The sequence below is a fragment of the Achromobacter colocynthidis genome (genome assembly GCF_057334535.1).
Window position 1 is genome coordinate 34801 of the sequence record NZ_JBHFIZ010000027.1, and the last position, 23741, is coordinate 58541.

General features: G+C 63.8%; 39 protein-coding genes. 20 read left to right on the top strand and 19 right to left on the bottom strand.

The window, feature by feature from the left end:
- Nucleotide 1 precedes the first annotated feature (1 nt).
- The 15 genes from ACE04A_RS11645 to ACE04A_RS11715 all read right to left on the bottom strand — a co-directional run bounded on the left by ACE04A_RS11645 (nucleotide 2) and on the right by ACE04A_RS11715 (nucleotide 8025).
- Entirely contained in the window at nucleotides 2-1279 is a 1278-nt protein-coding gene (locus ACE04A_RS11645; protein ID WP_448715564.1) for a terminase large subunit, read from the bottom strand.
- The gene (locus ACE04A_RS11650; protein WP_448715565.1) at nucleotides 1266-1715 is read right to left on the bottom strand and encodes a terminase; all 450 of its coding nucleotides are present in this window, start codon (nucleotides 1713-1715) and stop codon (nucleotides 1266-1268) included. The genes ACE04A_RS11645 and ACE04A_RS11650 overlap by 14 nt, the downstream gene beginning before the upstream one ends.
- A gap of 319 nt (nucleotides 1716-2034) precedes the next feature.
- On the bottom strand, nucleotides 2035-2478 hold the full coding sequence (locus ACE04A_RS11655) for a hypothetical protein (RefSeq protein ID WP_448715567.1): 444 nt from the start codon (nucleotides 2476-2478) through the stop codon (nucleotides 2035-2037).
- Nucleotides 2475-2681 carry a hypothetical protein gene (locus ACE04A_RS11660; RefSeq protein ID WP_448715568.1) on the bottom strand — a complete coding sequence of 69 codons (207 nt, stop codon included), beginning with the start codon at nucleotides 2679-2681 and terminating at the stop codon, nucleotides 2475-2477. Before ACE04A_RS11660 ends, ACE04A_RS11655 begins: the two co-directional genes overlap by 4 nt.
- Nucleotides 2678-3064: a hypothetical protein gene (locus ACE04A_RS11665; RefSeq protein WP_448715570.1), complete on the bottom strand. Its 387-nt coding sequence runs from the start codon at nucleotides 3062-3064 to the stop codon at nucleotides 2678-2680. The genes ACE04A_RS11660 and ACE04A_RS11665 overlap by 4 nt, the downstream gene beginning before the upstream one ends.
- A complete protein-coding gene (locus ACE04A_RS11670; RefSeq protein WP_485820138.1) occupies nucleotides 3064-3576 on the bottom strand; it encodes a hypothetical protein in 513 nt (170 codons plus the stop codon). Before ACE04A_RS11670 ends, ACE04A_RS11665 begins: the two co-directional genes overlap by 1 nt.
- Complete coding sequence (locus ACE04A_RS11675; RefSeq protein ID WP_448715572.1) at nucleotides 3573-3824, bottom strand: hypothetical protein; 252 nt, start codon at nucleotides 3822-3824, stop codon at nucleotides 3573-3575. The genes ACE04A_RS11670 and ACE04A_RS11675 overlap by 4 nt, the downstream gene beginning before the upstream one ends.
- Complete coding sequence (locus ACE04A_RS11680) at nucleotides 3821-4477, bottom strand: hypothetical protein (RefSeq protein WP_485820139.1); 657 nt, start codon at nucleotides 4475-4477, stop codon at nucleotides 3821-3823. Before ACE04A_RS11680 ends, ACE04A_RS11675 begins: the two co-directional genes overlap by 4 nt.
- Entirely contained in the window at nucleotides 4474-4944 is a 471-nt protein-coding gene (locus tag ACE04A_RS11685) for a hypothetical protein (protein WP_448715574.1), read from the bottom strand. The genes ACE04A_RS11680 and ACE04A_RS11685 overlap by 4 nt, the downstream gene beginning before the upstream one ends.
- The gene (locus tag ACE04A_RS11690; RefSeq protein ID WP_448715575.1) at nucleotides 4941-5696 is read right to left on the bottom strand and encodes a replicative helicase loader/inhibitor; all 756 of its coding nucleotides are present in this window, start codon (nucleotides 5694-5696) and stop codon (nucleotides 4941-4943) included. Before ACE04A_RS11690 ends, ACE04A_RS11685 begins: the two co-directional genes overlap by 4 nt.
- Nucleotides 5696-6637, bottom strand: coding sequence for a hypothetical protein (locus ACE04A_RS11695; protein WP_448715576.1), 942 nt, complete (start codon nucleotides 6635-6637; stop codon nucleotides 5696-5698). Before ACE04A_RS11695 ends, ACE04A_RS11690 begins: the two co-directional genes overlap by 1 nt.
- Complete coding sequence (locus tag ACE04A_RS11700) at nucleotides 6637-7020, bottom strand: hypothetical protein (protein ID WP_448715577.1); 384 nt, start codon at nucleotides 7018-7020, stop codon at nucleotides 6637-6639. Before ACE04A_RS11700 ends, ACE04A_RS11695 begins: the two co-directional genes overlap by 1 nt.
- Complete coding sequence (locus ACE04A_RS11705; protein ID WP_448715578.1) at nucleotides 7020-7475, bottom strand: recombination protein NinB; 456 nt, start codon at nucleotides 7473-7475, stop codon at nucleotides 7020-7022. The genes ACE04A_RS11700 and ACE04A_RS11705 overlap by 1 nt, the downstream gene beginning before the upstream one ends.
- Entirely contained in the window at nucleotides 7475-7654 is a 180-nt protein-coding gene (locus ACE04A_RS11710) for a hypothetical protein (protein ID WP_448715580.1), read from the bottom strand. The genes ACE04A_RS11705 and ACE04A_RS11710 overlap by 1 nt, the downstream gene beginning before the upstream one ends.
- Nucleotides 7651-8025 carry a hypothetical protein gene (locus ACE04A_RS11715; RefSeq protein ID WP_050446359.1) on the bottom strand — a complete coding sequence of 125 codons (375 nt, stop codon included), beginning with the start codon at nucleotides 8023-8025 and terminating at the stop codon, nucleotides 7651-7653. The genes ACE04A_RS11710 and ACE04A_RS11715 overlap by 4 nt, the downstream gene beginning before the upstream one ends.
- Before the next feature lie 100 nt (nucleotides 8026-8125).
- Here ACE04A_RS11715 and ACE04A_RS11720 point away from each other — a divergent pair, with 100 nt between their 5' ends.
- Nucleotides 8126-8290, top strand: coding sequence for a hypothetical protein (locus ACE04A_RS11720; protein ID WP_427999280.1), 165 nt, complete (start codon nucleotides 8126-8128; stop codon nucleotides 8288-8290).
- A 5-nt stretch (nucleotides 8291-8295) separates the two neighbouring features.
- On the opposite strand, the gene ACE04A_RS11725 is transcribed toward ACE04A_RS11720, so the two are convergent.
- Nucleotides 8296-8517, bottom strand: coding sequence for a Cro/CI family transcriptional regulator (locus ACE04A_RS11725; protein WP_050446357.1), 222 nt, complete (start codon nucleotides 8515-8517; stop codon nucleotides 8296-8298).
- A 70-nt stretch (nucleotides 8518-8587) separates the two neighbouring features.
- Here ACE04A_RS11725 and ACE04A_RS11730 point away from each other — a divergent pair, with 70 nt between their 5' ends.
- From ACE04A_RS11730 to ACE04A_RS11820, 19 genes are all read left to right on the top strand, one after another.
- Entirely contained in the window at nucleotides 8588-9697 is a 1110-nt protein-coding gene (locus tag ACE04A_RS11730) for a S24 family peptidase (protein WP_448715583.1), read from the top strand.
- Between the two features lie 143 nt (nucleotides 9698-9840).
- Nucleotides 9841-10068: a hypothetical protein gene (locus tag ACE04A_RS11735; RefSeq protein ID WP_448715584.1), complete on the top strand. Its 228-nt coding sequence runs from the start codon at nucleotides 9841-9843 to the stop codon at nucleotides 10066-10068.
- Between the two features lie 2 nt (nucleotides 10069-10070).
- Complete coding sequence (locus tag ACE04A_RS11740) at nucleotides 10071-10433, top strand: hypothetical protein (protein WP_485820140.1); 363 nt, start codon at nucleotides 10071-10073, stop codon at nucleotides 10431-10433.
- 100 nt (nucleotides 10434-10533) lie between these two features.
- On the top strand, nucleotides 10534-10758 hold the full coding sequence (locus tag ACE04A_RS11745) for a hypothetical protein (RefSeq protein WP_448715586.1): 225 nt from the start codon (nucleotides 10534-10536) through the stop codon (nucleotides 10756-10758).
- A complete protein-coding gene (locus tag ACE04A_RS11750; protein WP_313462386.1) occupies nucleotides 10755-10958 on the top strand; it encodes a hypothetical protein in 204 nt (67 codons plus the stop codon). Before ACE04A_RS11745 ends, ACE04A_RS11750 begins: the two co-directional genes overlap by 4 nt.
- Nucleotides 10955-11134: a hypothetical protein gene (locus ACE04A_RS11755; protein WP_448715587.1), complete on the top strand. Its 180-nt coding sequence runs from the start codon at nucleotides 10955-10957 to the stop codon at nucleotides 11132-11134. Before ACE04A_RS11750 ends, ACE04A_RS11755 begins: the two co-directional genes overlap by 4 nt.
- A 7-nt stretch (nucleotides 11135-11141) precedes the next feature.
- The gene (locus tag ACE04A_RS11760) at nucleotides 11142-12236 is read left to right on the top strand and encodes a hypothetical protein (protein WP_448715588.1); all 1095 of its coding nucleotides are present in this window, start codon (nucleotides 11142-11144) and stop codon (nucleotides 12234-12236) included.
- A 7-nt stretch (nucleotides 12237-12243) separates the two neighbouring features.
- On the top strand, nucleotides 12244-13017 hold the full coding sequence (locus tag ACE04A_RS11765) for an ERF family protein (protein WP_448715589.1): 774 nt from the start codon (nucleotides 12244-12246) through the stop codon (nucleotides 13015-13017).
- Nucleotides 13017-13652: a lambda exonuclease family protein gene (locus ACE04A_RS11770; RefSeq protein ID WP_448715591.1), complete on the top strand. Its 636-nt coding sequence runs from the start codon at nucleotides 13017-13019 to the stop codon at nucleotides 13650-13652. The genes ACE04A_RS11765 and ACE04A_RS11770 overlap by 1 nt, the downstream gene beginning before the upstream one ends.
- A 37-nt stretch (nucleotides 13653-13689) precedes the next feature.
- Nucleotides 13690-14220, top strand: coding sequence for a hypothetical protein (locus ACE04A_RS11775; RefSeq protein WP_448715593.1), 531 nt, complete (start codon nucleotides 13690-13692; stop codon nucleotides 14218-14220).
- An 81-nt stretch (nucleotides 14221-14301) separates the two neighbouring features.
- Nucleotides 14302-14901, top strand: coding sequence for a hypothetical protein (locus tag ACE04A_RS11780; RefSeq protein WP_485820141.1), 600 nt, complete (start codon nucleotides 14302-14304; stop codon nucleotides 14899-14901).
- The gene (locus ACE04A_RS11785; RefSeq protein ID WP_104142781.1) at nucleotides 14898-15365 is read left to right on the top strand and encodes a hypothetical protein; all 468 of its coding nucleotides are present in this window, start codon (nucleotides 14898-14900) and stop codon (nucleotides 15363-15365) included. The genes ACE04A_RS11780 and ACE04A_RS11785 overlap by 4 nt, the downstream gene beginning before the upstream one ends.
- A 4-nt stretch (nucleotides 15366-15369) precedes the next feature.
- The gene (locus ACE04A_RS11790; protein WP_448715595.1) at nucleotides 15370-16188 is read left to right on the top strand and encodes a hypothetical protein; all 819 of its coding nucleotides are present in this window, start codon (nucleotides 15370-15372) and stop codon (nucleotides 16186-16188) included.
- On the top strand, nucleotides 16188-16529 hold the full coding sequence (locus tag ACE04A_RS11795) for a hypothetical protein (RefSeq protein WP_448715596.1): 342 nt from the start codon (nucleotides 16188-16190) through the stop codon (nucleotides 16527-16529). The genes ACE04A_RS11790 and ACE04A_RS11795 overlap by 1 nt, the downstream gene beginning before the upstream one ends.
- Nucleotides 16522-17721, top strand: coding sequence for a hypothetical protein (locus ACE04A_RS11800; RefSeq protein ID WP_448715597.1), 1200 nt, complete (start codon nucleotides 16522-16524; stop codon nucleotides 17719-17721). Before ACE04A_RS11795 ends, ACE04A_RS11800 begins: the two co-directional genes overlap by 8 nt.
- Nucleotides 17714-18373 carry a hypothetical protein gene (locus ACE04A_RS11805; RefSeq protein WP_448715598.1) on the top strand — a complete coding sequence of 220 codons (660 nt, stop codon included), beginning with the start codon at nucleotides 17714-17716 and terminating at the stop codon, nucleotides 18371-18373. The genes ACE04A_RS11800 and ACE04A_RS11805 overlap by 8 nt, the downstream gene beginning before the upstream one ends.
- On the top strand, nucleotides 18345-18623 hold the full coding sequence (locus tag ACE04A_RS11810; protein WP_448715599.1) for a hypothetical protein: 279 nt from the start codon (nucleotides 18345-18347) through the stop codon (nucleotides 18621-18623). Before ACE04A_RS11805 ends, ACE04A_RS11810 begins: the two co-directional genes overlap by 29 nt.
- A 57-nt stretch (nucleotides 18624-18680) precedes the next feature.
- Nucleotides 18681-18884, top strand: a complete 204-nt coding sequence (locus tag ACE04A_RS11815; RefSeq protein WP_448715600.1) for a helix-turn-helix domain-containing protein — start codon at nucleotides 18681-18683, stop codon at nucleotides 18882-18884.
- A 293-nt stretch (nucleotides 18885-19177) separates the two neighbouring features.
- Nucleotides 19178-19879, top strand: a complete 702-nt coding sequence (locus tag ACE04A_RS11820) for a DUF3053 domain-containing protein (protein ID WP_448715601.1) — start codon at nucleotides 19178-19180, stop codon at nucleotides 19877-19879.
- A gap of 10 nt (nucleotides 19880-19889) precedes the next feature.
- Here the strand turns inward: ACE04A_RS11820 and ACE04A_RS11825 are convergent, their stop codons facing one another.
- From ACE04A_RS11825 to ACE04A_RS11835, 3 genes are all read right to left on the bottom strand, one after another.
- Nucleotides 19890-21305 (bottom strand): sensor domain-containing diguanylate cyclase, encoded by a 1416-nt coding sequence (locus tag ACE04A_RS11825; protein WP_448715602.1) that lies wholly within the window; start codon nucleotides 21303-21305, stop codon nucleotides 19890-19892.
- A 230-nt stretch (nucleotides 21306-21535) separates the two neighbouring features.
- The gene (locus ACE04A_RS11830; protein WP_448715603.1) at nucleotides 21536-21664 is read right to left on the bottom strand and encodes a hypothetical protein; all 129 of its coding nucleotides are present in this window, start codon (nucleotides 21662-21664) and stop codon (nucleotides 21536-21538) included.
- A gap of 223 nt (nucleotides 21665-21887) precedes the next feature.
- A complete protein-coding gene (locus ACE04A_RS11835; RefSeq protein WP_448715605.1) occupies nucleotides 21888-23696 on the bottom strand; it encodes a monovalent cation:proton antiporter-2 (CPA2) family protein in 1809 nt (602 codons plus the stop codon).
- Between the last annotated feature and the right edge of the window lie 45 nt (nucleotides 23697-23741).

Consider the following 23741-nt stretch of genomic DNA (forward strand, 5'->3'; position numbering starts at 1 on the left):
GTCAGGTTCCTGTGAGTTTGATGCGGCTCATGCCGTTTGGCGTGATCGGGTAGCGGTGCACCAGGAAATAGCCCTGGGCGTCGTTCGGGTGGTCATGCCCGGTCGACTTGTCCGGCTCTCCGTTGTTGTCGTAGGCCTGCTGTTCCAGCGCTTCAGTCAGCGATGGGCAGCGGTCGGTGTTCACCAGCCAGCGGCGCTGGCCTTCGTCGTTCAGCAGCATGCCGTTCACCGCGTTCACCCGATCCTTGACCGCCGGGTTGCGGCTGTTCACCCGGACGGTGAACCCAGCCTTTTTCAGGATGGTGAGATCCGATTCGCTGGCGTTCTTGCTGCTGGTGTTGCCGCCGCTTGCATCCGGGTAGATCGTGATGCCGTGCCCCTTGTCCTTGAACCGGTCCTTCAGCATCCGCGCCATTTCCGGCGTGTCGCGCACCTTGGTCAGTTCGCCCACCGTCAGCGGCAGGCCGCCCCGGATAACGTTAACCGTGGCCGTCATGTTCAGCACGTTGAAGTCCATGCCTACGTGCAACTCTTCGTGCGGCTCTTCGGCGGCGTCCGTGTGGTGGTGCCGGCGGTCGAAGTTCGGGTACACGCTCCCGCTGGTCAGGTTCGTGAACATGCCGCGCAGGTATGCGGCGATGAGCTGCGGCGGGTAGCTCGCGCGCAGCGACGGGATGTAGTCTTCCGGCAGGTTCTTGCCGTTTTCGTAGGTGCTGGCCTGGACCAGACCGTACAGCGCGGCCAGGTCGGGCCGTTCACGCACCTGCTTGACGAACTGCTGGTAGACGAACTTGAAGCCCTCTGGCGTCGTTGTCACGTCCACGCCATTGAGCAGGCCGGGCGCGGTGTGGCGCAGGCGGGCAATGATCTTGCGCCAGGCCAGCGCCGCCTTGTCCGCCTTCATCACGTCCAGCTCGTCGATCAGCCCCTTGCCGATCTTGAAGCCCACGATGTCGCCCGGCTTCTCCATCGACCGGCAGATCACGGTGCCCCGGTACTTGCGGCCGGCGAACAGGTGGACTTCCTTGTTCGACTCGTTGATCTTGGCGGACAGGCCCCAATCGTGGGCGACTTCCTCGATCGTCGGATAGAAGATGTCCCGGATCTGGCCGTAGGTCGGCGCAAAGTACCCCGAGTTGACGCGGGGGAATTCCCAGGCATGCCGGCACAGCCCTGCCCCACCGACCCACGTCTTGCCACTGCCAAAGCCCGCGACGAACGCGCGGAACTTGTGGGGCAGCGCCAGGAACCGGGCCTGGGGCTGGTTAAGCGTCGGCATCTGGGATGCTCGCGTTCACCACCTCGATTACGACCTTCACCGGCGGCGGCACGTTGTCGTCGTTGGTCGGGTCCGGCTTATCGCGCCACAGGTCGGGGCGCCGGTTCTTCAGCCAGAAGATGCAGGCCGTCGTATCCGGCGGGTACTGCTTGGTGGTGGGCGTCGTGACAATCACGCCGTCGCATACCCGGATGTCGTCCTCGGCATGCGTGTAGCCCAAGGCGCGCTGAAACAGCCTGTCGGCCACCTCGGCATCCGCCATGGCTTTCCCCCCATTTAGGGCCTGAAGAAACTCGGGAAACTGCTTCTTCCAGGTGTTGAGTGTCCGCTCGGATACGTGGAAGAAATCGGCCAGGTCCTTGTCGGTTGCGCCCAAGCGGCAAAGCTTTGCGGCCTGCTCGGCGAACGCGGGCTGGTATTTGGATGGTCGTGCCATGGCGCGGTCCCTCTGGGAGCGACGCCGCAGGCATCGATTCCGCGTTAAGTGTGAGTCAGGGTGCGCCCATCCGACTTACCCGCCCACTGGGCGAGCTGGGCGTTGCGGTTCTCGTCTGCCAGACACCGGCGACAAGGCCGGGGAGAAGGCCCCGCGCGCTTTGATCCCCCGCGCGGGCCGCCCGGTTGGCTGGGTGGTGTCCTGGGGTGGTGATTTTTGACCGACCCCGAACCCGCAAAGCAAAAGCCCCGGCCATTTGGCACGGGGCTTATTTTCTTCCGGACGCGCGGCGTCCGCCTGCGGGCATCGGGTCTCGTCGTCAGACGGTAGTCATCACGGATTGAGCAGGATTATGCAGCCGGCTTTCCATTTGCGCAACAAAATGCTGAAAATCGGTCACACCGCGCACAAGTTGATCGTCAAACTCGCGCGCACGAATTCCCTGCATGCGGCAGATGACGAACGGCGGCTGGTTCGCGACGTAGTAGGCGCGCAGGAGCAGCGGTGCCCTCGGGTGCATGCGATAAGCCGCGCCCAAGCGCCAGGCGCGCTCGATCAGATCGGCGTCGGCCTCGTTCCATTCCTTTTCGGGGTCGTCGCTGCCCCATGCCCCTTGCCCTGCTCTCTTGGCCAGCGCGCGACAGACTTCATAGGTGGGAGAGACGCCCTGATGGCGCCGGTCGCGCATCACTTCGCCCCAGTTCTCCAATCGGCGGTGGAAGTCAGCGGGCAGCCGGTCCAGCAGCATTTTCGGCGTTTTCATGGCGCGGTGCGCTCCTCGTACTTCGAACAACGTTGGCCGACCTCTTCACCCAGGGCGCAGCGCAGGACGCGCCGGCCGCCGAATGGGCTGGTGATCAGGCGGATTTCCTTGCAGCCGGCGCAGGTGCGCGCGGCAGGCGGTTCTTGGCGGCGCTCCAGCAGCTTGGCCGGGTCGCCGCGCTCGGACTTGCTGGACCAGGTCATGACTTGCCCCCTTGATACCGCCGCCGGTACTCGACAATCAGCGCCTCTGATATCCGCTCGATTGAATAGGCTTCGAATTCACGGCTAGGCGCGCTCTCGCCGATGGATTCGCACAATCGTTGAAAGACGTGCACGGCCTCGTGCACCAGGGTCAGAATTACGTCTACCGGGTCACTTTCGAGCGCGTCAGGGCAGAGGCACACGATGCATGTCAGCAGGCCGTCCTTTTCCCAGGTGTGAACGCAAGCGGACTGACGGGACTCATCCAGCCATCTCTCAGGATTGGAGACGGCACAGTGACGCACCGCCCGCAGGTACTCCGCTTCGGTCAGGCACAGGAGAAGATGCGGTGCCCGGACGGTGTCTCGTGACAGCCATCGCATCACTCACCCCCTCGGCGTCCGCCGGACAGCGAGTGCATGCGCGGCTGAGCGGCCAAAGCGCGGGCGCTGGCGAGTTGCATGGCGGGCGACAGCGTGAGCGGGCGGCCGGGGCGCATGCCCGGCACGACCGTCACGGGGCCGGAATACGGCTGCTCGGGCTTAGGCGTGGCCTTTCCTGCGTAGGGCGCTAAGTGGCCGGCGACGTGGCCAGCCAAAGCCGCCTTCATCCAGCGGTCATAGGCATCCTTCTGCGTTTCGCCGCGGCGCGATACCGTGCCGTCCGTGCATTCCCACAGGCCCAGATCGTCCTTGCGAAGGCGCGGCCGGATCGGCTTGGCGCGCGGTGCCACTTCGCCACGCGCCTCCCGCACAGCACGGGCGATCTGGAACACGCGCGGCTGCGTGATACCGAATGCGCGGGCCAGGTCAGGGCCGGACTCGCCAGCGGTCAACCGGCGTTCGATTTCTTCGTTGCGCTCGCGCGTGGCGGCGCCCTGGTTCGGGTTGCTCATGAAAACCTCTTCGCGTGTGGAAGGGATTGCGTGCAGCGCTGGCAGCGCGGGAAGTTGCCGGGCACGAGCAGCGGCACCTGGATGGTTTCCGCGCCGCGCACGCCGCAGTTGGAATAAACGAAGCGGCCACCCTCGAAGGTTTCGGTGCCGCGCTGGAAGTAATGGGCCTTGTCGCCACGGAACGGCAGCAGCGCCCAGCCCTGCATGCGCACGACGGGCCATACGCCGATTGCTATGTGGCCGCTCATGCTTTGCGCTCCTGATCAACGGCCCAGTGCAGGATGGCCAGCGCGTCGGCGTTGTTGTCGTCAACCACCTTGAAGCCGCGGACCTCGGCCTGGCTGATCATGTCTTCTTTCTTGGCGCGGCCGCTGCCGGTGAAGCTCTTCTTCACGGTGGCCAGGTTGACGCCGTGCGCCTGGATGTTGAAGCCGTCGCAGACCATGTGAGTGATGGCCTCGAATGCGCCGTATGCGTGGGCGGCGTCCCAGAGCGGGCGGCCCTTCACCTCATGACGGATGACCTGCTCGTACACCACCCGGTGGATCTTCTCGTCGTTGATGATCCCGGCCAGCCACGCGCGGTACCGTGCCCACTTCTGTCCCTCGGACCAGGACTTGCGCGGCGTGAATACCTCCGTGCCATGGCGGGTAGAGCCATCGCGCCGGCGCAGCGCGAAGCCGGTCTTCGTGCCAAGGTCCAGCGCCAGGATGTTCAGGTTCACGCCCGCCGAGGGCGCCGCCGTAGATCCAGCATTGGCGCGGCGTGGCGGGGTGATCGTGCTGGTTTGGGCGCCGCCCTGTGCCCAGGGGTCGGACACCTCCAGCGCGCGGCCGGCCAGCGTGCCCGCCAGCGGATCCAGCGCCACGTCGGCCTGGGCGGTCAAGTTCGGTGAATTCATGCTTCGGCTTCCTCGGTTTGGTTTTGGTCCAGCCAAGTCGGGCCGGCGGGTTTGGGGGTGCCCATGTGCGCCTGGGGCTGACGGCATTCGTCGCCCAGGACGCGGAGCATGTGAGCGCCCAGGTGGTAGGCGGTGAGTTTTTCGGCTTTGGCGGCGCTGGCCAGCAGGTCGGCGCGTCCCAGCGCTTCGATGCGGTCCAGCACCTTGCGGCTGACGCTGTCGCCCTTGGGGCGGTTGACCAGCCAGTACGCGGCGGTGAACAGGGGTTTGCGGTTCTGGGCGCGCGCGCTGATGTCGTCGAATTCCGAACGCGGCGCGCCGAAGTGCAGGCGGCAGTGCCAGTCTTGCGCGCCTTGGGTGCTCATCGTGAGCGTGCCCGGCAAGCAGCAGCCGAAGGCAGCGCAAAGGCCATAGGCCTGGGATTCGTGGCCGCTGGCTGCGGCGCTGGCTGCGGCGTAGGAACTCATGCGCTGGCCCCTTGCTGGTGCTGGGCGACCTTGGCGGCCGTCTGCGCTTTCAGGGATTCGAGGCGGTCGCGCTCGGCCTGGCTGGCCTCTTCGGCGGCGCGGCGGCGCTTCTCGCTGGGCGACATGGCGCTGGCCACCAGCTTGCGCAGGCGCGCGATGTTCTCGGCTGCGACCTCGTCGTCGCCCATGCCGTTGGAGGGATCAGGCGGCGGCAGCAGTGCGGCCACATGCGGCGCCGGCAGCAGCCCGGCGTTGCCGGCGGCGGTCAGCGCGCGCTCGCGGCGGTCAGCATCCCAGCCCAGCGATGTCTGCCACGAAACCGGCCGCCGCTCGTTGCGCGACCGCGCCACCAGACGGTCATACGCGCCCTTGAACGCCATGCGCGCGCCGACTTCGTCGCCCAGGTCCAGCACGGAGCGGCACGAAGCGAAGGCCTGCGCGGTTTCCTGCGTCCAGACGACGGTTTCCGCCTCGTCGCGTGACAGCAGCGCAGTCGCCCATGCTTCGTCCGCGCTGGGTCGGTTGTCGCCCGTGCCGTGCCCCAGCAGCGCCAGGATCTGCGCCGGCGTGGGCGGGAATTTGGCCTCGTTCGCCACGTACTGCGAAAACGCTGCGCTTACCGCGGCGAACTCGTAGGGCTCCAGCATGCGCAGCCACAGCATCTGCGTCGCGGGCTGCGGCGCCACGCGGTTGTAGGCGTCGAAGACGCCGGCCAGCAGGTCGGCAAAGGCGGAGGTATCGCGGCTGTGCATCAGATCGGCTCCATGTCGATGGTGCGGCTGTCGTTGCCGCCGTGGCCTGCCAGGCGCAAGAACTCCTGCTTGCGCCGTTCCGACTCGGTCATGCCCGACGCCATGCCCAGGCCGATCTGGCGTCCAGGCGCTTGGTCAGCACGGACCCATTCGGCCTTGAAGCTCTGCCACCCCCGCTCGGAAGCGGTGCGCAGTGCGGCGTTCAGCGACACGCCGGCCATCGCCGCTTCTCGCTCGATGCCGGTCAGCGCGGTCAGCGTAAACGGCGCGCGCTTCTTCGCACGAAGTGCCAGGAAGTCGGTAGCCACCTGGAGTTCGACACCACGGGCTTGCAGGTCAGCAGCGGTGATCGTCGAACCGGCTTTGGGGCTTTCGGAGCTTTGGGATTTCCGGGTTTCGGCGCGTATCTTTTTTTCCTGTTCTTGTTCCTTCTCCTGTTCCTGTTCCTGTTCCTGGCTTCGATGGGGCTTCGAAGGGGCTTCGTTTTGAGCAAAGCAAACGGGATCGGAACTGACCGAAGCGGCACGTCTTTGGGTCAGGTGAAACGACTCGGAATACCGATCAAAGAACGCACCCAAAAACGGGTTATTAGGCAGCGCGTCATAGTCCTTCTGGATACCAGCACAGCGTTTATCGGCGGGCTTGAGCGCTTCGCCGATCTGGTACGCGGCCATCTCATTGACCCAGACCATTTCAGAGGCTTCGTCGTAGGAGCAGAAGCCCACTTCGATGCACGCATGAAGCCCCTTCCAAGCCCCTTCGATGCCCAATCCAGTTTCGTGGGCCATGTACAGGACCGGCTGGTAATACAGCCCGAGCATGTTGGAGTGGGGAGAACTGAGCAGATACAGGGCCACCAAAGCCCCTTCCGGAGACTTGCGAAGGGCCTTCCCGGTGTTCCCTGTCCAGAAGGTCGGGACGATCTTGGCGTAGTCGCGCATCAGAGCGCCTCCATCTTGCTGGCGCGCACAGGCACCCACCGGGTGTATGCCCAGTCGAAGGTGGCGCGCTTGATTTCTCGGTCGATCCCGCTGCGGTCATAGAGCCAGTGGCACGAGTGGCAGGCGGGAACGGTGAAACGGTCGTGGACCTTCAAGCCCATGCCCTTCCCTTCGTTTTGGTGGGCGGGCACGACCGTGGGGTCTTTGGGATAGCTGCGGCAGCCAGGGAAGCGCAGATAGCAGCACTCCCCTTTGATCGCGGCGGTGTACTCGGGCGCATGGCCCGGGCGCTTCTTGGGCGCGCGGCGCTTGAATGGGGTGCGTGCCAGGCCGGTCGTGGTCTTGAGCGGGGTCTTGCGGGTCAGGGGCGTGCGGCGAAGCATCAGCGGGCCTCGCGCGTGCGGAATTCAACGCCAAGCTCTGCGCCGGCGGCTTCTACCTGCGTCAGGTACTGCGCCATGCCCTTGACCGTCAGCATGGTGGTGCTACCCACCAGCGCGCGGTCGCCGCGCGGGGTGATCTGCCATTTGACGTAGCCGTCCAGGCACAGCTCCGGGTCGTATTCCTCGGGCAGGTATTCGCGTTTGAAGTGTTCGTGCCACGACTCGGCAGTAAAGCGCTTTCCACCCACCCAGGCCTGCTCAGCGATGTCAGCCAAGGGGCCAACCCACATCAGGGCGTTCTGACTCATCTTGCGCGGCTTGACGCGCTCGCGGACCACGACCTCAAGGGGTTCGTCAGCGTCCAGTGGCAGGTTGGCCAGGAACGTCTGCGCGGCCGCTTGTTGGCTGGAGCCAATCAGCAGGAACGTGCGGGGGTTGTGCAGGCGCTGGCGCATCAGTGCCTCGTCGAAAATGCGGTGTGCCGGCCAATAACAAGAAAGGCCTCACGCAGTTGGGGGTTCAGGTCTTCGCGCAGCATCATTTCTTCGTAGGCCTTGACGCGGTCCCAGTTGTGCCGGCGCAACTCTTCTTCAAAGGCGCGCTTGGCAATCGCAAGGGCTTGCTCATATGTCATGCGGCCCTCTGGGCGATGACTTCTTCCATAATCGTCAGCCGGCCCAAATGGTTGAGGTACTGGCGAATGGCGTGGTTGCCCACGGCCTCTTCGAAGGCATCGATGCGGTCGGCGGGAAGATTCAGCCGGGGCCGGTTCTTCTCGTCGAAGGGTTCGGGGTGCAGGTAGCTGCTGACGTGAGGCGCGTACAGGTCGCACTCTTCGGCCAGGCTGCGCTGCGTCATGTTCGGGCGGGTCCGATGGTCCCAGGCGAGGCGCACGGCCTCGCGGAAAGTCCTGCACGCGGCAACCGTCGACGGCGGCAGGAACCTCTTTCCGGCGGGCGCCGTCGGGGTACTGGCGCCATAAACAACTGCGGGATGGGTGTGCATTTCTCTTCGCTTAGTAGGAAAAATTCATCGAGTTACAAGATGAATTACAGAGTGGCGTCGGGCCAAAATTCTTCGCATCAACAACACGACGCGACCCGACATGACCGAAACCGAAAAGCTTCTGCAGCACGCCCAAGACATCGCCCGCCGCACCTTCGTGGACCCGAGCGAAAAGGCCGTGCTGGATATCTTTGACGAGCTGCGCGCCGAGCGTGACCGCACGGCTTGGGCGACTGACGGACGCGAAAGCGCGTCGGTGCATTGATGCGGTCATGCCGCTTCCTGCTGCGCCGGCGCGGCGCTAGCCTGCTGCGATGCCCATTCTCTGAACACCTTCGGCTTGGACACGCGCAGGAACTCACGCCACGCCTTGGGAATTCCGTTGGTTCGCCATTGGGATACGGCACCCGTGGTCAGGCCGCACATGGCCGCAACCTTGGAAGTTCCGCCGAAGGCATCGATCAATTTGGAGTCAGGGTTGTGTTCGCTCATGCATCGAATCTTAGTTGTCTAAGATTCCAAATGCAAGCCATCTAAGAACATTTTTGTTTAGCATCCTAAGATGACTTTTCAGGAAAGAATCAAGCAGGCCTTCGAGGAAGAAGCGGCCCGTCGCTCGGACGCGGGCGAGCCGCGCCTCACGAAAACGGATATTTGGAAGGCAGCAGACGCTTCATCTGGGGCGGCGACGCATTGGTTCAACGGATCCAATGGCATGGACATGGCGACCTGCATGAAGGTCGCACCGTTGCTGCGGGTCAACGCGCAGTGGCTGTATGACGGCGTTGGGCCAAAACGCAAAGGTGTTGGTCAGCCTGGAGACGCGCCGGCCCCCTCCCCCGCGCCAGCCCCTTGGCCGTTCCCCGACATCCCTGAAGAGCAAGTGCGTGCCTTGCCTCCTGCGCAGCTAAGCGCGTTGCAGGGCGCGCTAGCCTTGGCAATCGCGCAGCTTCGGTTGGGCGTCAATGTGGCACCCACCCCCGCCCCTGTGCTGAAAACCGCCCCGGCGGCCCTACGCGCGCACACGCCAGGCGGTTTGATCGATATGGACCATGCTGACGATGCCTTCCCTATGCGGATTCCGGGCTTACCTGCCCCGTGGGAAGGCGGTAGGACTACGGCCCAAGCTGAACGCGATCCTAAGATAAGGCTCAGCACGCAGGTGGGCGTGGTCGCGAATGTGGCGCCAGGCGAGCCGCACGCGGCAAACGACAAGTTCGAAAAAGTCCCCGAATTGGCCGAGGTGCGCTTAGCTGCAGGCGACGGGATCGAAAACCAGGACGAACTGCAAACCGGCGTGATCCAATTCCGCCGATCGTTCCTGCGGGAAGTTGGGGCCGACTCTGGCAAAGCACGGGTGGTTTATGCAAAAGGCGACAGTATGGAACCCGTCATCAGGGATGGCGCTGCCCTACTGGTTGTGCCGAATGAGGAACTGACGATCCGCGACTTGGCCGCTGGTGGCGTCTATGCGATCAACTATGACGGCAAAATGATCGTGAAGACCGTTGCGCGCGACAAGCTTACCCACCATTGGGTTGCCCGGTCCTTCAATCCAGCTTATCCAGATATTCCGCTTGAGAACGGGCACCCGGTGCGCGTGCTTGGCCAGGTAGTTTGGGCGGGTTCCCGCCTACGCGATGATGAATCAGGGCAGTGGCGTCGCTCGTAACGCCGCATAGTGCAGCCCGCAACCAGCGGGCTTTTTTACGCACATTAATCTTAGTAAGCTAAGTTTTTGTTGACATACTAAATCTTAGCCGTCTAAGATTACTCCCATGCACTCACAGCCCGTGAGCAACCAGGGAGAACACCATGGACACCCCCATCAACAAGCCGAACGCGACGGAAGCCGAAGTGCTGCACGAGATGCGCACGCTGGGCGGCAACTTCGTCCAGAAGCTGATGAACCTGTGGGACGTTGCGGACGACGAGAACCGCGAAATCATCCGTCAGGCGTGGGCGCACAAGTTCCGCGAGTACGCCACCAAGGTGCACTACAGCAAGTTGGCTGTCGAGGCCGACCGCATGGGGCGGAACTGATCATGGGTGCCTATCACGCTCAACTGATGGACGACCTGCTGCGGGTCGCGCCGCCCTGCTCGCTGCCGCATGAGCCGGATGAGGATGCGCCGACGGTGACGCAGCCGCGCGCCGTCGCGGCGGTGGTGGCCTGCCTCGCCAACGACGAGCCGACCGCCTTCGGCCTGACCGCGAAGGACTGGGCCGAACACCTGATGAATGAACTGGCCGACAACCAGGGCGCGGTGCTGCTGGTGCTGCTGATCGGCGCCAGCGTGCCGAGCGTGGGCGATTTCCTGGCCGGGCACCTGGGCAACTGCATCGAAGGCCTGGCCAACCGCCAGCTCGCCGAAATGGACCCGGACGAGGCGGACGCATGTCTCTGACCCTCTTCATCCTGTGCGGCCTGATAGCCGCTTACCCCTTGGGCCGTGTGGGCGACTTCTTTTCGCGCCTGCACGTCCGCTTTGATCCGTGGAGCGAAGCATGAGCGCCCCGAATTCCAACGTCCTGGCCTTGTTCCATGACGGTCATTACCTGGCAGAAATCCCTGGCGGTATGCGCGCCGCGCACCAGGACGGACGGCGAGCAGATTTCAAGGCCGGCAGCCAGACAGCGATCGAACTGCAAGCCGCCTACGCGGCCGATTCCATGGAAGACCTGCGCTCCAAGGTCGTCAACGCCATGCTGGCCGCCCGGGGTGCGCAATGAGCGACACCATCGACGACTACAAGGCGCTGACGGACCACCGCAAGGCGGTACGCGCCAAGTTCGGCGTGAAGTGCCCGGGCTGCGCCGTCGCGCGCCCCAAGGCCCACCCGACCATCCTGATGCCGCAGCAGCGCTGCAAGGTTGATGGCTACCGCGACCCGCGCCCGGAACTGACCGAAGAGGAGTGGCAATCCGTATGAAACGCCTCCTGAAAGACCGCGACGCCCGCTTGTCCGCATTCATCGTCGCCGCCGTGCTGACCGCCGTGATCTTTGGCTACGGCGAAGTCCAGCAGCGCGACGAGCAAGCCCAATCCCCCACCCTCACCACCCAGGACGGCGGCAGCAAGACCGCATACGCCGCCCGCCAACCCTGAGACGACCATGTCCGAAACGACTGACCTGATTGAAATCCCCAAGGCCAACGCGTTGGAGGTGTTCAGCGCCGACAAGGGCCTGGCGCCCTACATGGCGAAGATCCGCGCCGAGATTGACGCCTTCGTGCCCGACGTGTCCACCCAGAGCGGCCGCGACGCTATTGCGTCCATAGCCTACAAGGTGGCGCGCTCGAAGACGGCCCTGGACGCAGTTGGCAAGGATCTGGTGGCTGATCTGAAGGAACTGCCCAAGAAGATCGACGCCAGCCGCAAGGCGATGCGCGACACCCTGGACGCCTGGAAGGACGAGGTGCGCGCGCCGTTGACGGCGTGGGAAAAGGCCGAGGAAGACCGCGTTCAGCGCCACAAGGATGCAGTCGAAGGCATTGCGTCGCTGGTCGTCAACTGCAACGAATCTGCGGAATCGCTGCGCACCGCTATTGCAGCGGTCGAAGCCATTGCCATCGGCCCCGAATGGCAAGAGTTCGAAACCGAAGCTGCGCGCACCAAGGACAAGGCGCTGATGGGCCTTCGTGAGCGGCTGGTGGCTCGCGAGAAGTATGACGCCGAGCAGGCCGAGCTTGCCCGCCTGCGTGCCGTGGAAGCCGCCCGCGAGCAGAAGGAGCGCGAAGAGCGCATTGCCCGCGAAGCCGCCGAGCAAGCCCAGCGTGAAGCCGACGCCCGCGCCCAGGCCGAACGCGAAGCCGTGATCCGCCGCGAGCAGGAAGCCAAAGCCGCAGCCGATCGCCGCGAACTTGAACTGAAGCTGCAAGCCGAGCAGGCAGAGAAGGCAGCGGCCCAGGCCAAGGCCGACAAGATCGCCGCCGAGCAGCGCGCCGAACAAGACCGCCTCGCCGCCATTGAGCGCGAAAAGCAAGCCGTCGAGGCAGCGCGCCAGGCAGAAATCAAGCGTCAGGCCGACGCCAAGGCAGCGGAAGAAGCCGAGACCGCCCGCCGCGAAAAAGACAAGGCCCACAAGGGCACGGTCAACCGCGCCGCCTTGGATGCGTTCGTTGCGGGCGGCATGCCCGAGGAATGCGCAAAGCAAGCCGTCACCCTGATTGCCAAGGGCCAGATCCCCAACGTTCGTATCACCTACTGAGGAAGCCATGACCGAAGTTATCGACGCCCCGGCCAGCGAAGTGGCCACCCGCCCCGAATTGGCTTCTGGCCAGGTCGCAGTGGCGGCAGCGAATTCCCCCATGGGCATGATGTTGGCTGCCGTACAGCAAGGCGCCACGCTCGAACAGGTCGAAAAGATGATGGACCTGCAAGAGCGTTGGGCCAAGGCCGAGGCCAAAAAGGCCTACGACGCCGCATTCGCCAACTTCAAGGCCGAGGCGGTCAAGATCATCAAGGGCAAGGACGTGACGGACGGCCCCCTTAAGGGCAAGTCCTATGCCGAGCTCCACGACGTGGTCAACGCGGTGACCCCTGCACTATCCAAGCATGGCCTGTCGTCGTCTTGGAAGCTCACGCGCGACGAGAAGGACTGGATGGAGGTCACCTGCTACCTGCGCCATGTGGGCGGACACGAGGAAAGCGTGTCGATGGGCGGGCCGCCTGACGCTGGTGGCGCAAAGAACGCCATCCAGGCGCGCGCCAGCACCAAGACCTATTTGGAGCGCTACACGCTCAAGGCCATCACCGGCCTGTCCGAACAGAACGACGACACCGATGGGAATGCTGCCGCCCATGCGGCCGAAGACCTGCGCGACGAATGGGTCAGCAAGATTGCCCATGCCGACACGCTGGAAGTTGCCACCGCAGTCTGGCAGCAAGGATGCCAAGTGATCGAGAAATTCAACAACTTGTCCGTGTATTCGGCGTTCAAGAAGGCCTATGCCGACAAGCGGGCCATGCTCAAGCAGGAGGGTGCGTGATGGATCTGATCTTCCACAAAGAGCCCCAGGGCACGCCGGAATGGTTGGAAGCCCGCCGCGGCGTTATCACCGGCAGCCGCTTCAAGGACTGCCGCGACCGACTCAGAAGCGGCGAGCCGTCCAAGAAGTGCCTGGGCTATGCCATGGACGGCGCGCGCGAACGCGCCGGTGGCCGGGCCGCTGATGTGTTCGTGAACAGCGCCATGCGCTTCGGCACTGAGCAGGAGCCGCACGCCCGCGCCGCTTACGAAGCAGCCACCGGCCGATTCGTGGACGAGGCCGGCTTCGTCACCACCGAAGACCGCAAGTTCGGCGTGAGCGTCGACGGCCTGGTCGACGACGACGGGATCATCGAAATCAAGACGATGGTGTCGTCCGACACGCTGTTTACCGCCGTCGTCTCGGGCGATATCAGCGAATACGTCGACCAGTGCAACGGCGCCATGTGGCTGCTGGGCCGGCAGTGGACCGACCTAGTGCTGTGGGCGCCGGACCTGGAAGCCATCGGCCGCAAGCTGACCATCGTGCGCATCACGCGCGACGACGACGCGATCGAGGCCATGGAATCCGACCTGCTGGACTTCGAGCGCCGCGTCACGCGGTTGCATCAGCAGCTTACCCAGATCGCCGCCTAACCCTTCCCCAGCAGCACAACCTACGGAGCAATCCCGCATGTTCTCGATCACCGAGCAAACCGCCCGCTTGCAGGTCACCAACCGGCTTGAGAAGCACGGCCAATCCAATGTGCCCGCGATGACCTTGCGGCTCACCTTCCGCGCACCCAACGACATCTTGTCCGAAGTGGATTCCACCCTGAAGTCGTCGCTGTATCGCCGCCCGCACCCGGGCGAGAACGACATGGCCGACGAAGCCGACGAGCGCATGCAGGATCCCAACTACCTGCCGCGCCTGCGCCATCCGAAGATGAAGAACAAGGTGGTGATCGACGAAAAGATCGTCGGCGCCGAATTCACCCTGCATTACGGGCTGGGCGGCCCCAGCAACACCGTGCTGGATGACGTGAAGGTCGACAACTTTCAGTTTGATCCACAGGACGGAGGCACGGTCGAGTGCTCCATCGACATCGACATGGTGCCGAGCGAGCAGGCAGCGGGCCGCATCTTCATGCAGAACGGGCAAGACGTCGTGTTTTCGGTGAAGCCGCCCGAGGAACCGCAGGCCTCGCTGAGCCTGGATCAATAACCCCTTCGGCCGGCGCGGCGGCGGGGCTACCTCAAGCCACCCCCACCGCTGCCGGTGCCGGCCACCTACACAGAGAACGACATGCCCAAGATCATCGACGTCATTGCGCAGACCAACTACCCGGGCGGCAAGCCGCATTACTGCCTCGTGCTGGACGCTATGCCCAAGAACGTCTACACGCGCCATGGCCAGTTCTTCATTGCCCACGACGACGGCTTCTACGATTTCCTGTCCGGGCGCGAAGGCAAGGGCGAAGCGTTCGCGGGCCGTGAGTTCCACATCCAGCTTGATGACGGCAGCACGTTCCATTGCCAGGGTCAGGGCTGGTCGTCCGGGCACGGCGGGCATGTCACAGAAGCGACCGTCGAGGTGGGCATCGGCACGGTGGAGGAGCTGCACAAGTGCTACGTCTTTATGGGCGGGCGCGTGTCGGCTGCCAAGCTTCAGGACTGGTTGGCCTGCAACACGCCGAGCGGCAATTACCGCAAGTACGACCCAAAGCACACGGTTGAATGGCTGGACAGCGTGTTTACGTCCGGCAGCCGCCCGATCGGCGCCAAGCGCGCGCGCCAGTTGCGCCGGCGCGGCGTGCGCATCTTCAAGGATGACACCGGCCGCCGCAGCTGGTCGCCCTATTACGAGCGCCGCAAGGCCCAGATCCTCAAGGCGAACGCGCAATGACCCACGCCCGCAAGCCCCGCCGCAACAAGCGCTACGTGCCGCGCGTCGCCCGCCTGCCCATGCTGATCAAGACCCAGCAGACCCTGGCGCCGCTGGAATCGATCATTGACCAGATCGAGCGCGACGGCACGGTCACGGTCGACGCGCGCAATGTGCCGATCTTCCACTGCGTTGCCGACGGCGAGTGGTACGCCAGCGCGCCGGCAATCGCGGGCATGGCCGACTTCTTCGACATGTGGGCAGTGCGCCACGGGCACGCCTTCAAGGCCACGGCGCTGCGCCAGCTTGCCAACCGCCTTGAGGCGGGCATGCCCATCGACGGGCCGCTGATGGCCGCCCTGAACCGCGAGATACCCAACCTTCGCCGCATCGGTGCCAGCCTGGATCAGGCCGACGCATCCGACCTGCTGCGCCAAACCCAGATCCGCGCCGAGCTTGACGCCGCGCGCGCCACCGGAGCCTGAGAGCATGAACACAGAATGGAAGCTTGTCCCGGTTGAGCCGACGCCCCAAATGATCAAGGCATGGCACGACGCCTACAGCAATGCCGCGATCAAGACCGGTCGATCCGGACGCGCCTACGCCGCCATGCTGGACGCCGCTCCCTGCCCGACCTGCAATGACCAGGGCGCGGTCGGCAACATCCTGACCGCCGAGCCGTGCCCGGACTGCACCCCCGCCCCTACCTCGCACCCTATACCCACCGGAGCGACGGGGGATCGTGACTGGGAGTTGTCCTGCGACGAGTGCAACGGCTCCGGCCATGTGTTCGTCAAGCACCAGGTCGCCGAGCGCAAGACCGACGTGCAGGAGTTCAAGGAGGAATGCGAGTGCTGCGAGGGTCGCGGCTTCAATATCGCCTTCGAGGACGTTCCGGGCATTGCGGAGTATGTGAAGTCGTGCCGGGCCGCCGCCACGGTGGCGACTGAGGTCGCGCAGCCAGCCATCAACTGGGGCGCCGTCTCGGCTCGCATTGCCGAATATGCCGAAGACTACGAGCTGCGCGGTGAAGATGACCACGGTCGAGAAGGCACCTACACGCCGAACGAGACTGAACGCGGTCTGATTATTGACGCCATCCACGGTCTGCTGGCTGATGACGAATTCATGGCCCTGATGCGCCCTGCCGCTCCCGCTGCTGGCGATGCGCTGGACTCCCAAGCTATCGCCGCGTTGCGTCTGGCGCTCAAGTATTGGGAAGACCGCCAGCAGCGCTACAAGAACCGCAGCCCGGCCTGGGTTGAAGCAGCGCGCGCCGCCATTGCCCAGCAGAAGGGAGAGGCGTGATGAAGCGATTCATCCAGCAACCCCACGTCGAGACGCGCGCCACCATCGAACTGTCCGAGGTCGAAATGCGCGCCCTGGAAGCCCTAATCGGCTATGGCGTCCAGCCCTTCCTGGATGTGTTCTACCAGCACTTGGGCAAGCACTACCTGAAGCCGCATGAAGCGGGTATCCGCTCTCTGTTCAAAACCATTGGCAGCGATATCCCGGCCGTGCTGCGGCGCGCGGACGCAGCACGTCAAGCCTTCGCCCTAGATGAGCCGGTGATTCGCTCCAAAGAGGATCACGAAGCATTGATCGCCCGCTTGATCGCAAAGCCCACCACCAAGGAAAGCCATGACTGAGAACAACGCCGCCCAGCCTGGGCTGACCGAGCTACGCCAAGCCTTGAACACCCTGGCCGACCATGAAAAATCGCTGTCTTACGTCAAGTCGAAAGGCTACGACACAGACAAAGCCGAACGCTGCGTACAGGCTGCGCAAGAGCGTGTTGACGCCCTGCTGTCCAAGCTGCGCGCGGAGGGCGTGCAGGCGGGCGATGAGCGGGTGGCAGAAAGCTATTTCGAGGACGAGCTTGAGTCTGCCTATTGGGAAATGGACGCCCGCATCAAGGGCCTGGGCCAGCACAAAGGCCGGCCGCAGCCAGACCGGGATGCTTTAAAGTGGGCGGTGCGCGGTATGCGCCGGATGCCGCCAAAGACCGCCCCGGAACGCATCTGCATTTGCTGCGACGTTCCTCGGAACAACTGCGACTGCGAGCCGGAAAGCGCCGCCCTGGCAAGCGCCCCTGTAGCCGGGGAGGCGGTGACGGACGACATGCGCGACGCAGTTCGTTTCGCGCCATCCAGTGCGTATTGGTCGCGCCGGTTGGTCGAGTTCTTTGGACCGCATGCGCGCGAAGGAATCAATGCCCTGGAAAAGCAATTGCGCGCCGCCTTGGCAGATGCATCCGCAGCCGGGGAGGCGACCGTATATCTGGACGCGGGACACATGCGCGAAGTGCTGGCCGGCAACAATATGCCCGTGTCGGCGTCGGCTGAGCCCGGCCGTGGAATGGTGCCGATGCATGCCGCGCCCCAGGCCAGCGAGGCGGTGCGCAACGAAGCGCTGTACTTGCTCCGCGAGGCGCGCGCGCTGCTTCCCATGTTCGCCACCGCTGAAGCCATCGGCGACTGGTCGGAAAAAGTGAACCGGTTCGCAGCGGGCGACGTGATAGACATCCCGCCCCAGGCTGACAAGGACGGCGGGGATTGCGCGAAGGGTGCGGGGGATGCGATGGCGATTCATCCAGAAATTCAGGCAGTCCTGGCAATGCTGGACGTACCCGTCCTAGGGTATCTCGGCAGCCATTCGGGCAAGCTAATCAAATCTTCTGACAAGGTGGATAGTTTTGAGTCTGCGGTTCCCTTGGTAAGCGAAACTGCCCACCGCGCTGCGTGCGAGAAGATCATCGCCGCCCTGTCCCCCACCCCGTCAGTCGTCAAGCAATCCTTGACAGCTACACAGACGGGCGAGAAAGGAGAGAGCGATGCGTGAACGCCCTATTCTGTTCAGCGCTCCGATGGTGCGCGCGCTGCTGGCTGGCACGAAGACGCAGACGCGGCGCGTGGTAAAGGGCATCGACCCCGCGAACCTGGACTCCACGATGACCAAGGCGCAATGGCGACAGGTCAACCGCGACAGGCCCGTATCCTTTGGCCCGACGTACTTCTGCCCCTACGGCCAGCCCGGCGACCGCCTGTGGGTGCGCGAGACGTGGAGCAGCGATTTCGCTGGCCACTACCCGCATGACCGCGTCTGGTACGCCGCCGATGACGACCGGCAGCATGACATCGAGGTGCGCAACGGCGTGCGCGGCATCTACAGTCCGGAGAGCCAGCAATTCGTTCCCTTCCGCTGGAGGCCCAGCATCCATATGCCGCGCTGGGCCTGCCGCATCCTGCTGGAGATCACCGCCGTGCGCGTGGAGCGGCTGAGCGAGATTAGCCACGAAGACGCCGAGCTTGAGGGCGTGAAATGCAATATGTCCCAGCTGGGATTCCGCGATCATTTCCAGCGTCTGTGGGAGCAAATCAACGGCGCTGGTTCCTGGCAGGCCAACCCCTGGGTCTGGGTCGTGGAGTTCCGCGTCTTGCACCCCCGCACGGACGGAGGCGGACGTGAGTCTGACCCGCTACTCCGACCGTGAATTGCTGGACGAGCTGGCGCGCCGGCAGCGTCGCGTCGATTTGAAGATCGACTACTGCGAACACTGCGCCAGCTTCGTGCCATGGACCAGCAGCAAGCCTATGCCTGACAGCTACAACCCCTGCGTCAACGAACACAAAATGCACTTCCGCGCACCCGACGAATACAACTGGACCGGCGAGGACTGGGGGCACTTCCGACTGCATTGCGCTGATCGGACGCCCGCCACCACCGACAACAAGGAGCAGTAAATGGCACACGCAGCCCAACACCAGGCACCGGCCGCGGCGCCGAAGCTTATATATAGAGTGCACGAAGCTACCGAGGCCCTGGGCCTGTCGGTGGCGACCATCTATCGCATGTGCAGTCGCGGCGAGCTGGTCAAGCGCAACATCGGCAAGACCCGCGCAGTCGGCATTACGGCCGAGTCGGTGAATGCTATGCTGGCGCGCATGTCGGCACCGGACGCTGAACCCACCGATGAGGGCAGCACCCAGCAAGTGGGTAGCTAAATGGGTAGCCAGGGGCAAAATCAATAACAAGAACGCCCCGCCAACCCGCATGAATAAAGGGCCTCGCCTTTTACCCCAGAGCAATACGACATCATTTTGGTCTGATGCCTCGCGCGCTTAACAGATAATCAGCGGGCATTTACTTCAATGTGCGCAGATTGTGTGTCTTAACGATTCGTTTGAAAACAAGTTTGAAACGAATGGCGGTAGGGAAAAGTAGCCGATAAGCTCGCGGGCGCTTTAACAGGGTTTACCCTGAAGCGCCCTTTTTCATGCTTTCGGAGGTTCATGCAATGAAGTCCCTATTCCGTCCGTTCCTGCTGCTGGTTGCGGCGTTGCCGCTGGTGCTGGCCGCTTGCGGCGACAAGGAGCCCGAGCAACGTGCCGCGTTTACGCAGTACTTGCAGACCCGCATCGTCGACAAGCCCGGCGTGCGCGTGCCGAAGCTGACGGATGAGGAAGCGAAGTCGTTTGGCGATTACACGTCGCACTACGCTGTGATCACCGACTTCAACGCCGGCATGGAAGCATCGATCAAGCCTTTGTCTAGCATCGTGCAGAAAGGCTCGATGCGTTCTTTGAACGACATCGTGACGCGGCGCGACGACCTGAGGAGCGTTCAACAGTCGCTGACTGACATGGGCGTGGCCTTGAAAGAACAGCAAGCCAAGGCCGACGCCGCGCATGCGCAGCTCAAGCAGCCCGCAGACCTGAAGGCGGTGTACGACAAGGCCTACGAAAAGACGGTGAGCCTGCCCGCCGATACCTTGCGCGACGTGCTGCCGGAACTGAACGCCACCTTTGACAGCGGCTTGAAGGTTGCCGACTACGTTGAAGCCCACAAGGCGCAGATTGAAATCTCGGGCGCGATCATCAAGGTGAAGGACCCCGCCGTGCAGGCCGAGCTGAATAAGCTGCTGCAAGACCTGAATGATCAGGCGAAAAACATGCAGCAGGCGCAGACGCGCATGCAGGCCTTGATGCTGGGCCGATAAGCCTGCGCCATCACGCCGCGGCGACTTGGTTGCGCCCGGCTTTCTTGGCCCGATAGACCGCGCCATCGGCAGCCTCGACCAAGCGCGACGAAGCCTGGTCCGCGCTAGGCACCGCAGTGGAAACTCCGATGCTGACCGTGACGACGCCACCGTCGTTCCCTTCATGCGGGACACTCAGCGCCTCGATGGCGCTGCGTATGGCTTCGGCGATGGCCGTTGCCTGCCGGTTATCGGTGCCAGGCAACAACACAACGAACTCTTCGCCGCCATAACGCGCCGCCAAGTCGCGCGGGCGTCGGGCCTTTTGCATCAGCGTCTGGGCCAGCAACTTCAACAGTTCGTCGCCCTCTTGGTGGCCATAGCGGTCGTTGTAGCGTTTGAAGTGGTCCGCATCCAGGAACAGTAGCGAAAGCGGCGTGGCCTCCCGTGCCGCCGCCGCCCACTCGCGTTCGAGCGCCTCGTCGAAGGTGCGCCGGTTGGCAATACCGGTCAATCCATCCGTTTGCGCGCGCGCTTCCAGTTGCTGTTCAAAGGCCTCGCGCAAGCGCATTTCGCGTCGGAAAAGCACGATCTGCGCCATCACCGACAAGAACAGCGCCAAGGTAACCGGCACTACCAATACCGCGCGCCGCACCCACGGCGCCAGCACGTCGTCGACGTCCTGCGCCACGTCAATCACCAGCGGCGTCCTATCGATGCTGTCAAAGGTGTGAAGGCGGTTGAAGCCATCAGACGCCCATGCGCCCACGAACGTGCTCTCGCGGCGGATCAGGAATTGCTGGAACGCCAGCGAGCCCTCGGCGTTGCGCTGAAAGTCGTCCACCGAATACGGAATGCGCGCGATTACCACGCCATCATTGCGGTAGATCGTGATCGCGTCGTGCTTGCCGATCGAAAGTTCGGCGAAGCGATCGCGGAAATAAGCCAGCCGCAACGAGCCGTTGACCACGCCGGCAAAGCTGCCGTCCGGATGAGAGATGCGGCGACTGATCGCGATGCTTTCATCACCCGGGCGCAGCACGCTGACATAGGGGCGGCTGACGTATAGGCCGACATCAGGCGCGTCGCGATGGACCTGGAAAAAATCGCGTTCGGAAAAATTTACGGCCGGAGGATCGATCGAGGTCGAGTCATATCGAATGTTTCCCGCCTCATCCAATACCAGGATGGAACCCAGGTATCCCGCCGTGGACGAGCGGTCGAAAAGAAAGCGTTGCAGCGTGGGGCGATTGACATGGTCGATGCCCGGCTCGCGCAGCCGCTCCACCACGCCTTGCAGGGATAAATCGTAGACATGAAGCGTGCGGCCGATATCGGCCGCCAGCACCCCGGTGATATTACGTGCTGACTTGTGGGCCGCTACCCAGGTCGCCTGGCGATCGATCCAAAGTAATGCGACCGCCGCCAGACAGATTCCGATGGCCACGAGTCCGGCCAGCGCGTACAGGGCGCGATGCACAAACCTGCGAGACGTCAAACCGGCGCTCCTTGGCGATGCCGTTCGGGGTGTCGGGGCTTACATCCGGATGGTATCCAGCGAGATAATGCCGCTGCCTGGCGCGCGGCGCAAGGTTGCGCGCGCGCACGGGAAGATACCGGGAATGCAAAGCGTGGACGATCCGTTGGCATGCCGGGCGCGCCGGCCCGGCGAGGCGGCTAAGGCGCTGCCGTGGCGCCGATGCGGAAAGGAAAGGCGCGCACGCCCCGAACCTTGTCCGTTTCGCGCTGGGCGCTGATTGCCCAGGCAGGGGCCGCGCTGCCCGCCTGGGGCAGCAACTGGCGCATGACGTCAGCTGAAAAACCGCACCGCAACGCCAAAGCCTGGCGTCGGGCAAGCTCAACTCCTACAGCGTGCGGTGTCGTGAAACTCCGGTCCGAATGCAGCATGGCAGCCCCCTGGCAAAAGCCCTTCATGGACGAAGGGTCAGTGCGATCCAATCTACCGCAGTCCGTTGATTCCGCGCGTGAAATGATACGTAAAGTAATGCAAATATAGAGATATACAGCGTTACACGAGCGGGGTCGGATCAGCCGGGGCGGCTTCGCGGTCGGGTTTGTCGTTTTTACCGTCTGCCGGACCGGTCATATTGCCGTACATGAGTGAGCGGCCGGCAAACAGCCCGCCGGCGACTTCCAGGTCGAAACGCTCGGCGTCGCGCCGGCGCACGTCCTCTACCACCTCTTCCGCTTCGTCCGCGGGCACGCCAATGGCGCGCAACGCGGCTCCGCCGAACAGCAGGGCGGACTCCAAGGTTTCCCGGATTTGATAATCGACCCCTTCCTTGGCGAGCGCCAGCGAATGAATCCGGTCATAGGCCCGCACAACGACCCGGACCAGCGGGAATTCAGACTTGATCAGCTTGACCATGTGGTTCACGGCCTGGGGGTCGTCGATACAGATCAGGATGGCGCAGGCATGTTCGGCGCCTGCCGTGCGCAGCATGTCGATGCGGGTGCCGTCGCCGTAGTACACCTTCACGCCCCATTTGGCGGCGGCCCGGATGGCGTCGGTATCGGTATCCAGGATAGACACCGTCAAGCCCCGGGCCAGCATCGCTTGGCTGACGATCTGGCCGAAACGGCCGAACCCGACGATCAGGGCGCATCCGTCCAGATCCTGGGCGACATCCACGCCGTCCATCGATTGCTCGGGTTTGGGCAGGAGCCACCGCAGCGACAGCACGCACAAGGGAGTCAGCGCCATGGAGATAATGACGACAGCCGTCAGGACGGCGCCCGTGTGTGCGTCGAAAATGCCCGCCGTGGCCGCCGCGCCATAAAGCACGAAAGCGAATTCGCCGCCCTGCACCAGCAACGCGGCCCGCGTCACGGCTTCGGCATGCGAGGCGCGCAGCAAGCGCGCCACCGCATACACACCCACTGCCTTCACGAGCATGAACGCGACCACTGCCGCCAGAATCAAGGGCCATTCGCGAACCACCGCCGACACGTCCAGCGACATACCCACGCCCAGGAAAAACAGGCCCAGCAATATCCCGCGAAACGGCTCGACTTCGGCTTCCAACTGATGGCGGAAGGTGGATTCAGACAACAGCACGCCGGCCAGGAATGCCCCCATGGCCATGGACAGGCCGCCCAGTTCCATCAGCAAGGCCGCCCCCAGCACCACCAGCAGTGCGGCGGCAGTCATGACCTCGCGAGCGTGCGCGGCGGCCAGCAAGCGAAACAAGGGGTTCAGCAACCAGCGCCCGGCAGCCAGCAAGGCCAGGATGCATCCCACGGCAATGGCCGACTGCATCCACGGGTTGCCCTGTTCGGCGCCGCCGCCCGCGGGCGCCAGCAAGGCGACCAGGGCCAGCAAGGGCACGATGGCCAGGTCTTCCAGCAGCAGGATGGAGACAATCCGCTGGCCTTGCGCGCTGGTGCTGTCGTCGCGTTCGCCCAGGATTTGCATCACGATGGCCGTGGACGACAACACAAACCCCATCGCCGCCATGAAGGCCGCCGGCCCCGACAGGCCCGCCAACAGGCCGACTACCGTCAACAGCCCACCGCAGACCGCCACCTGCGCCAGGCCCAGCCCGAAGATTTCTCCCCGCAGCTTCCACAGCCGCGACGGCTGCATTTCCAGCCCGATGATGAAGAGGAACATGACGACGCCGAGCTCGGCGACGTGCAAGATGGATTTGGGATCGGAAAAGAAGCCGATGCCGAATGGGCCAATCGCCAAGCCGGCCGCCAGGTAGCCCAACACCGACCCCAGCCCCAGGCGCTTGAAGATGGGAACGGCGATTACCGCCGCACCCAATAGCACGACCACGTTGACGAGTTGATTGCCTTCCATAGGCAGAGCCATAGGGCGCTCCTGGTTACACGGCGGGCCTGGCGCCCTGGATGCGGC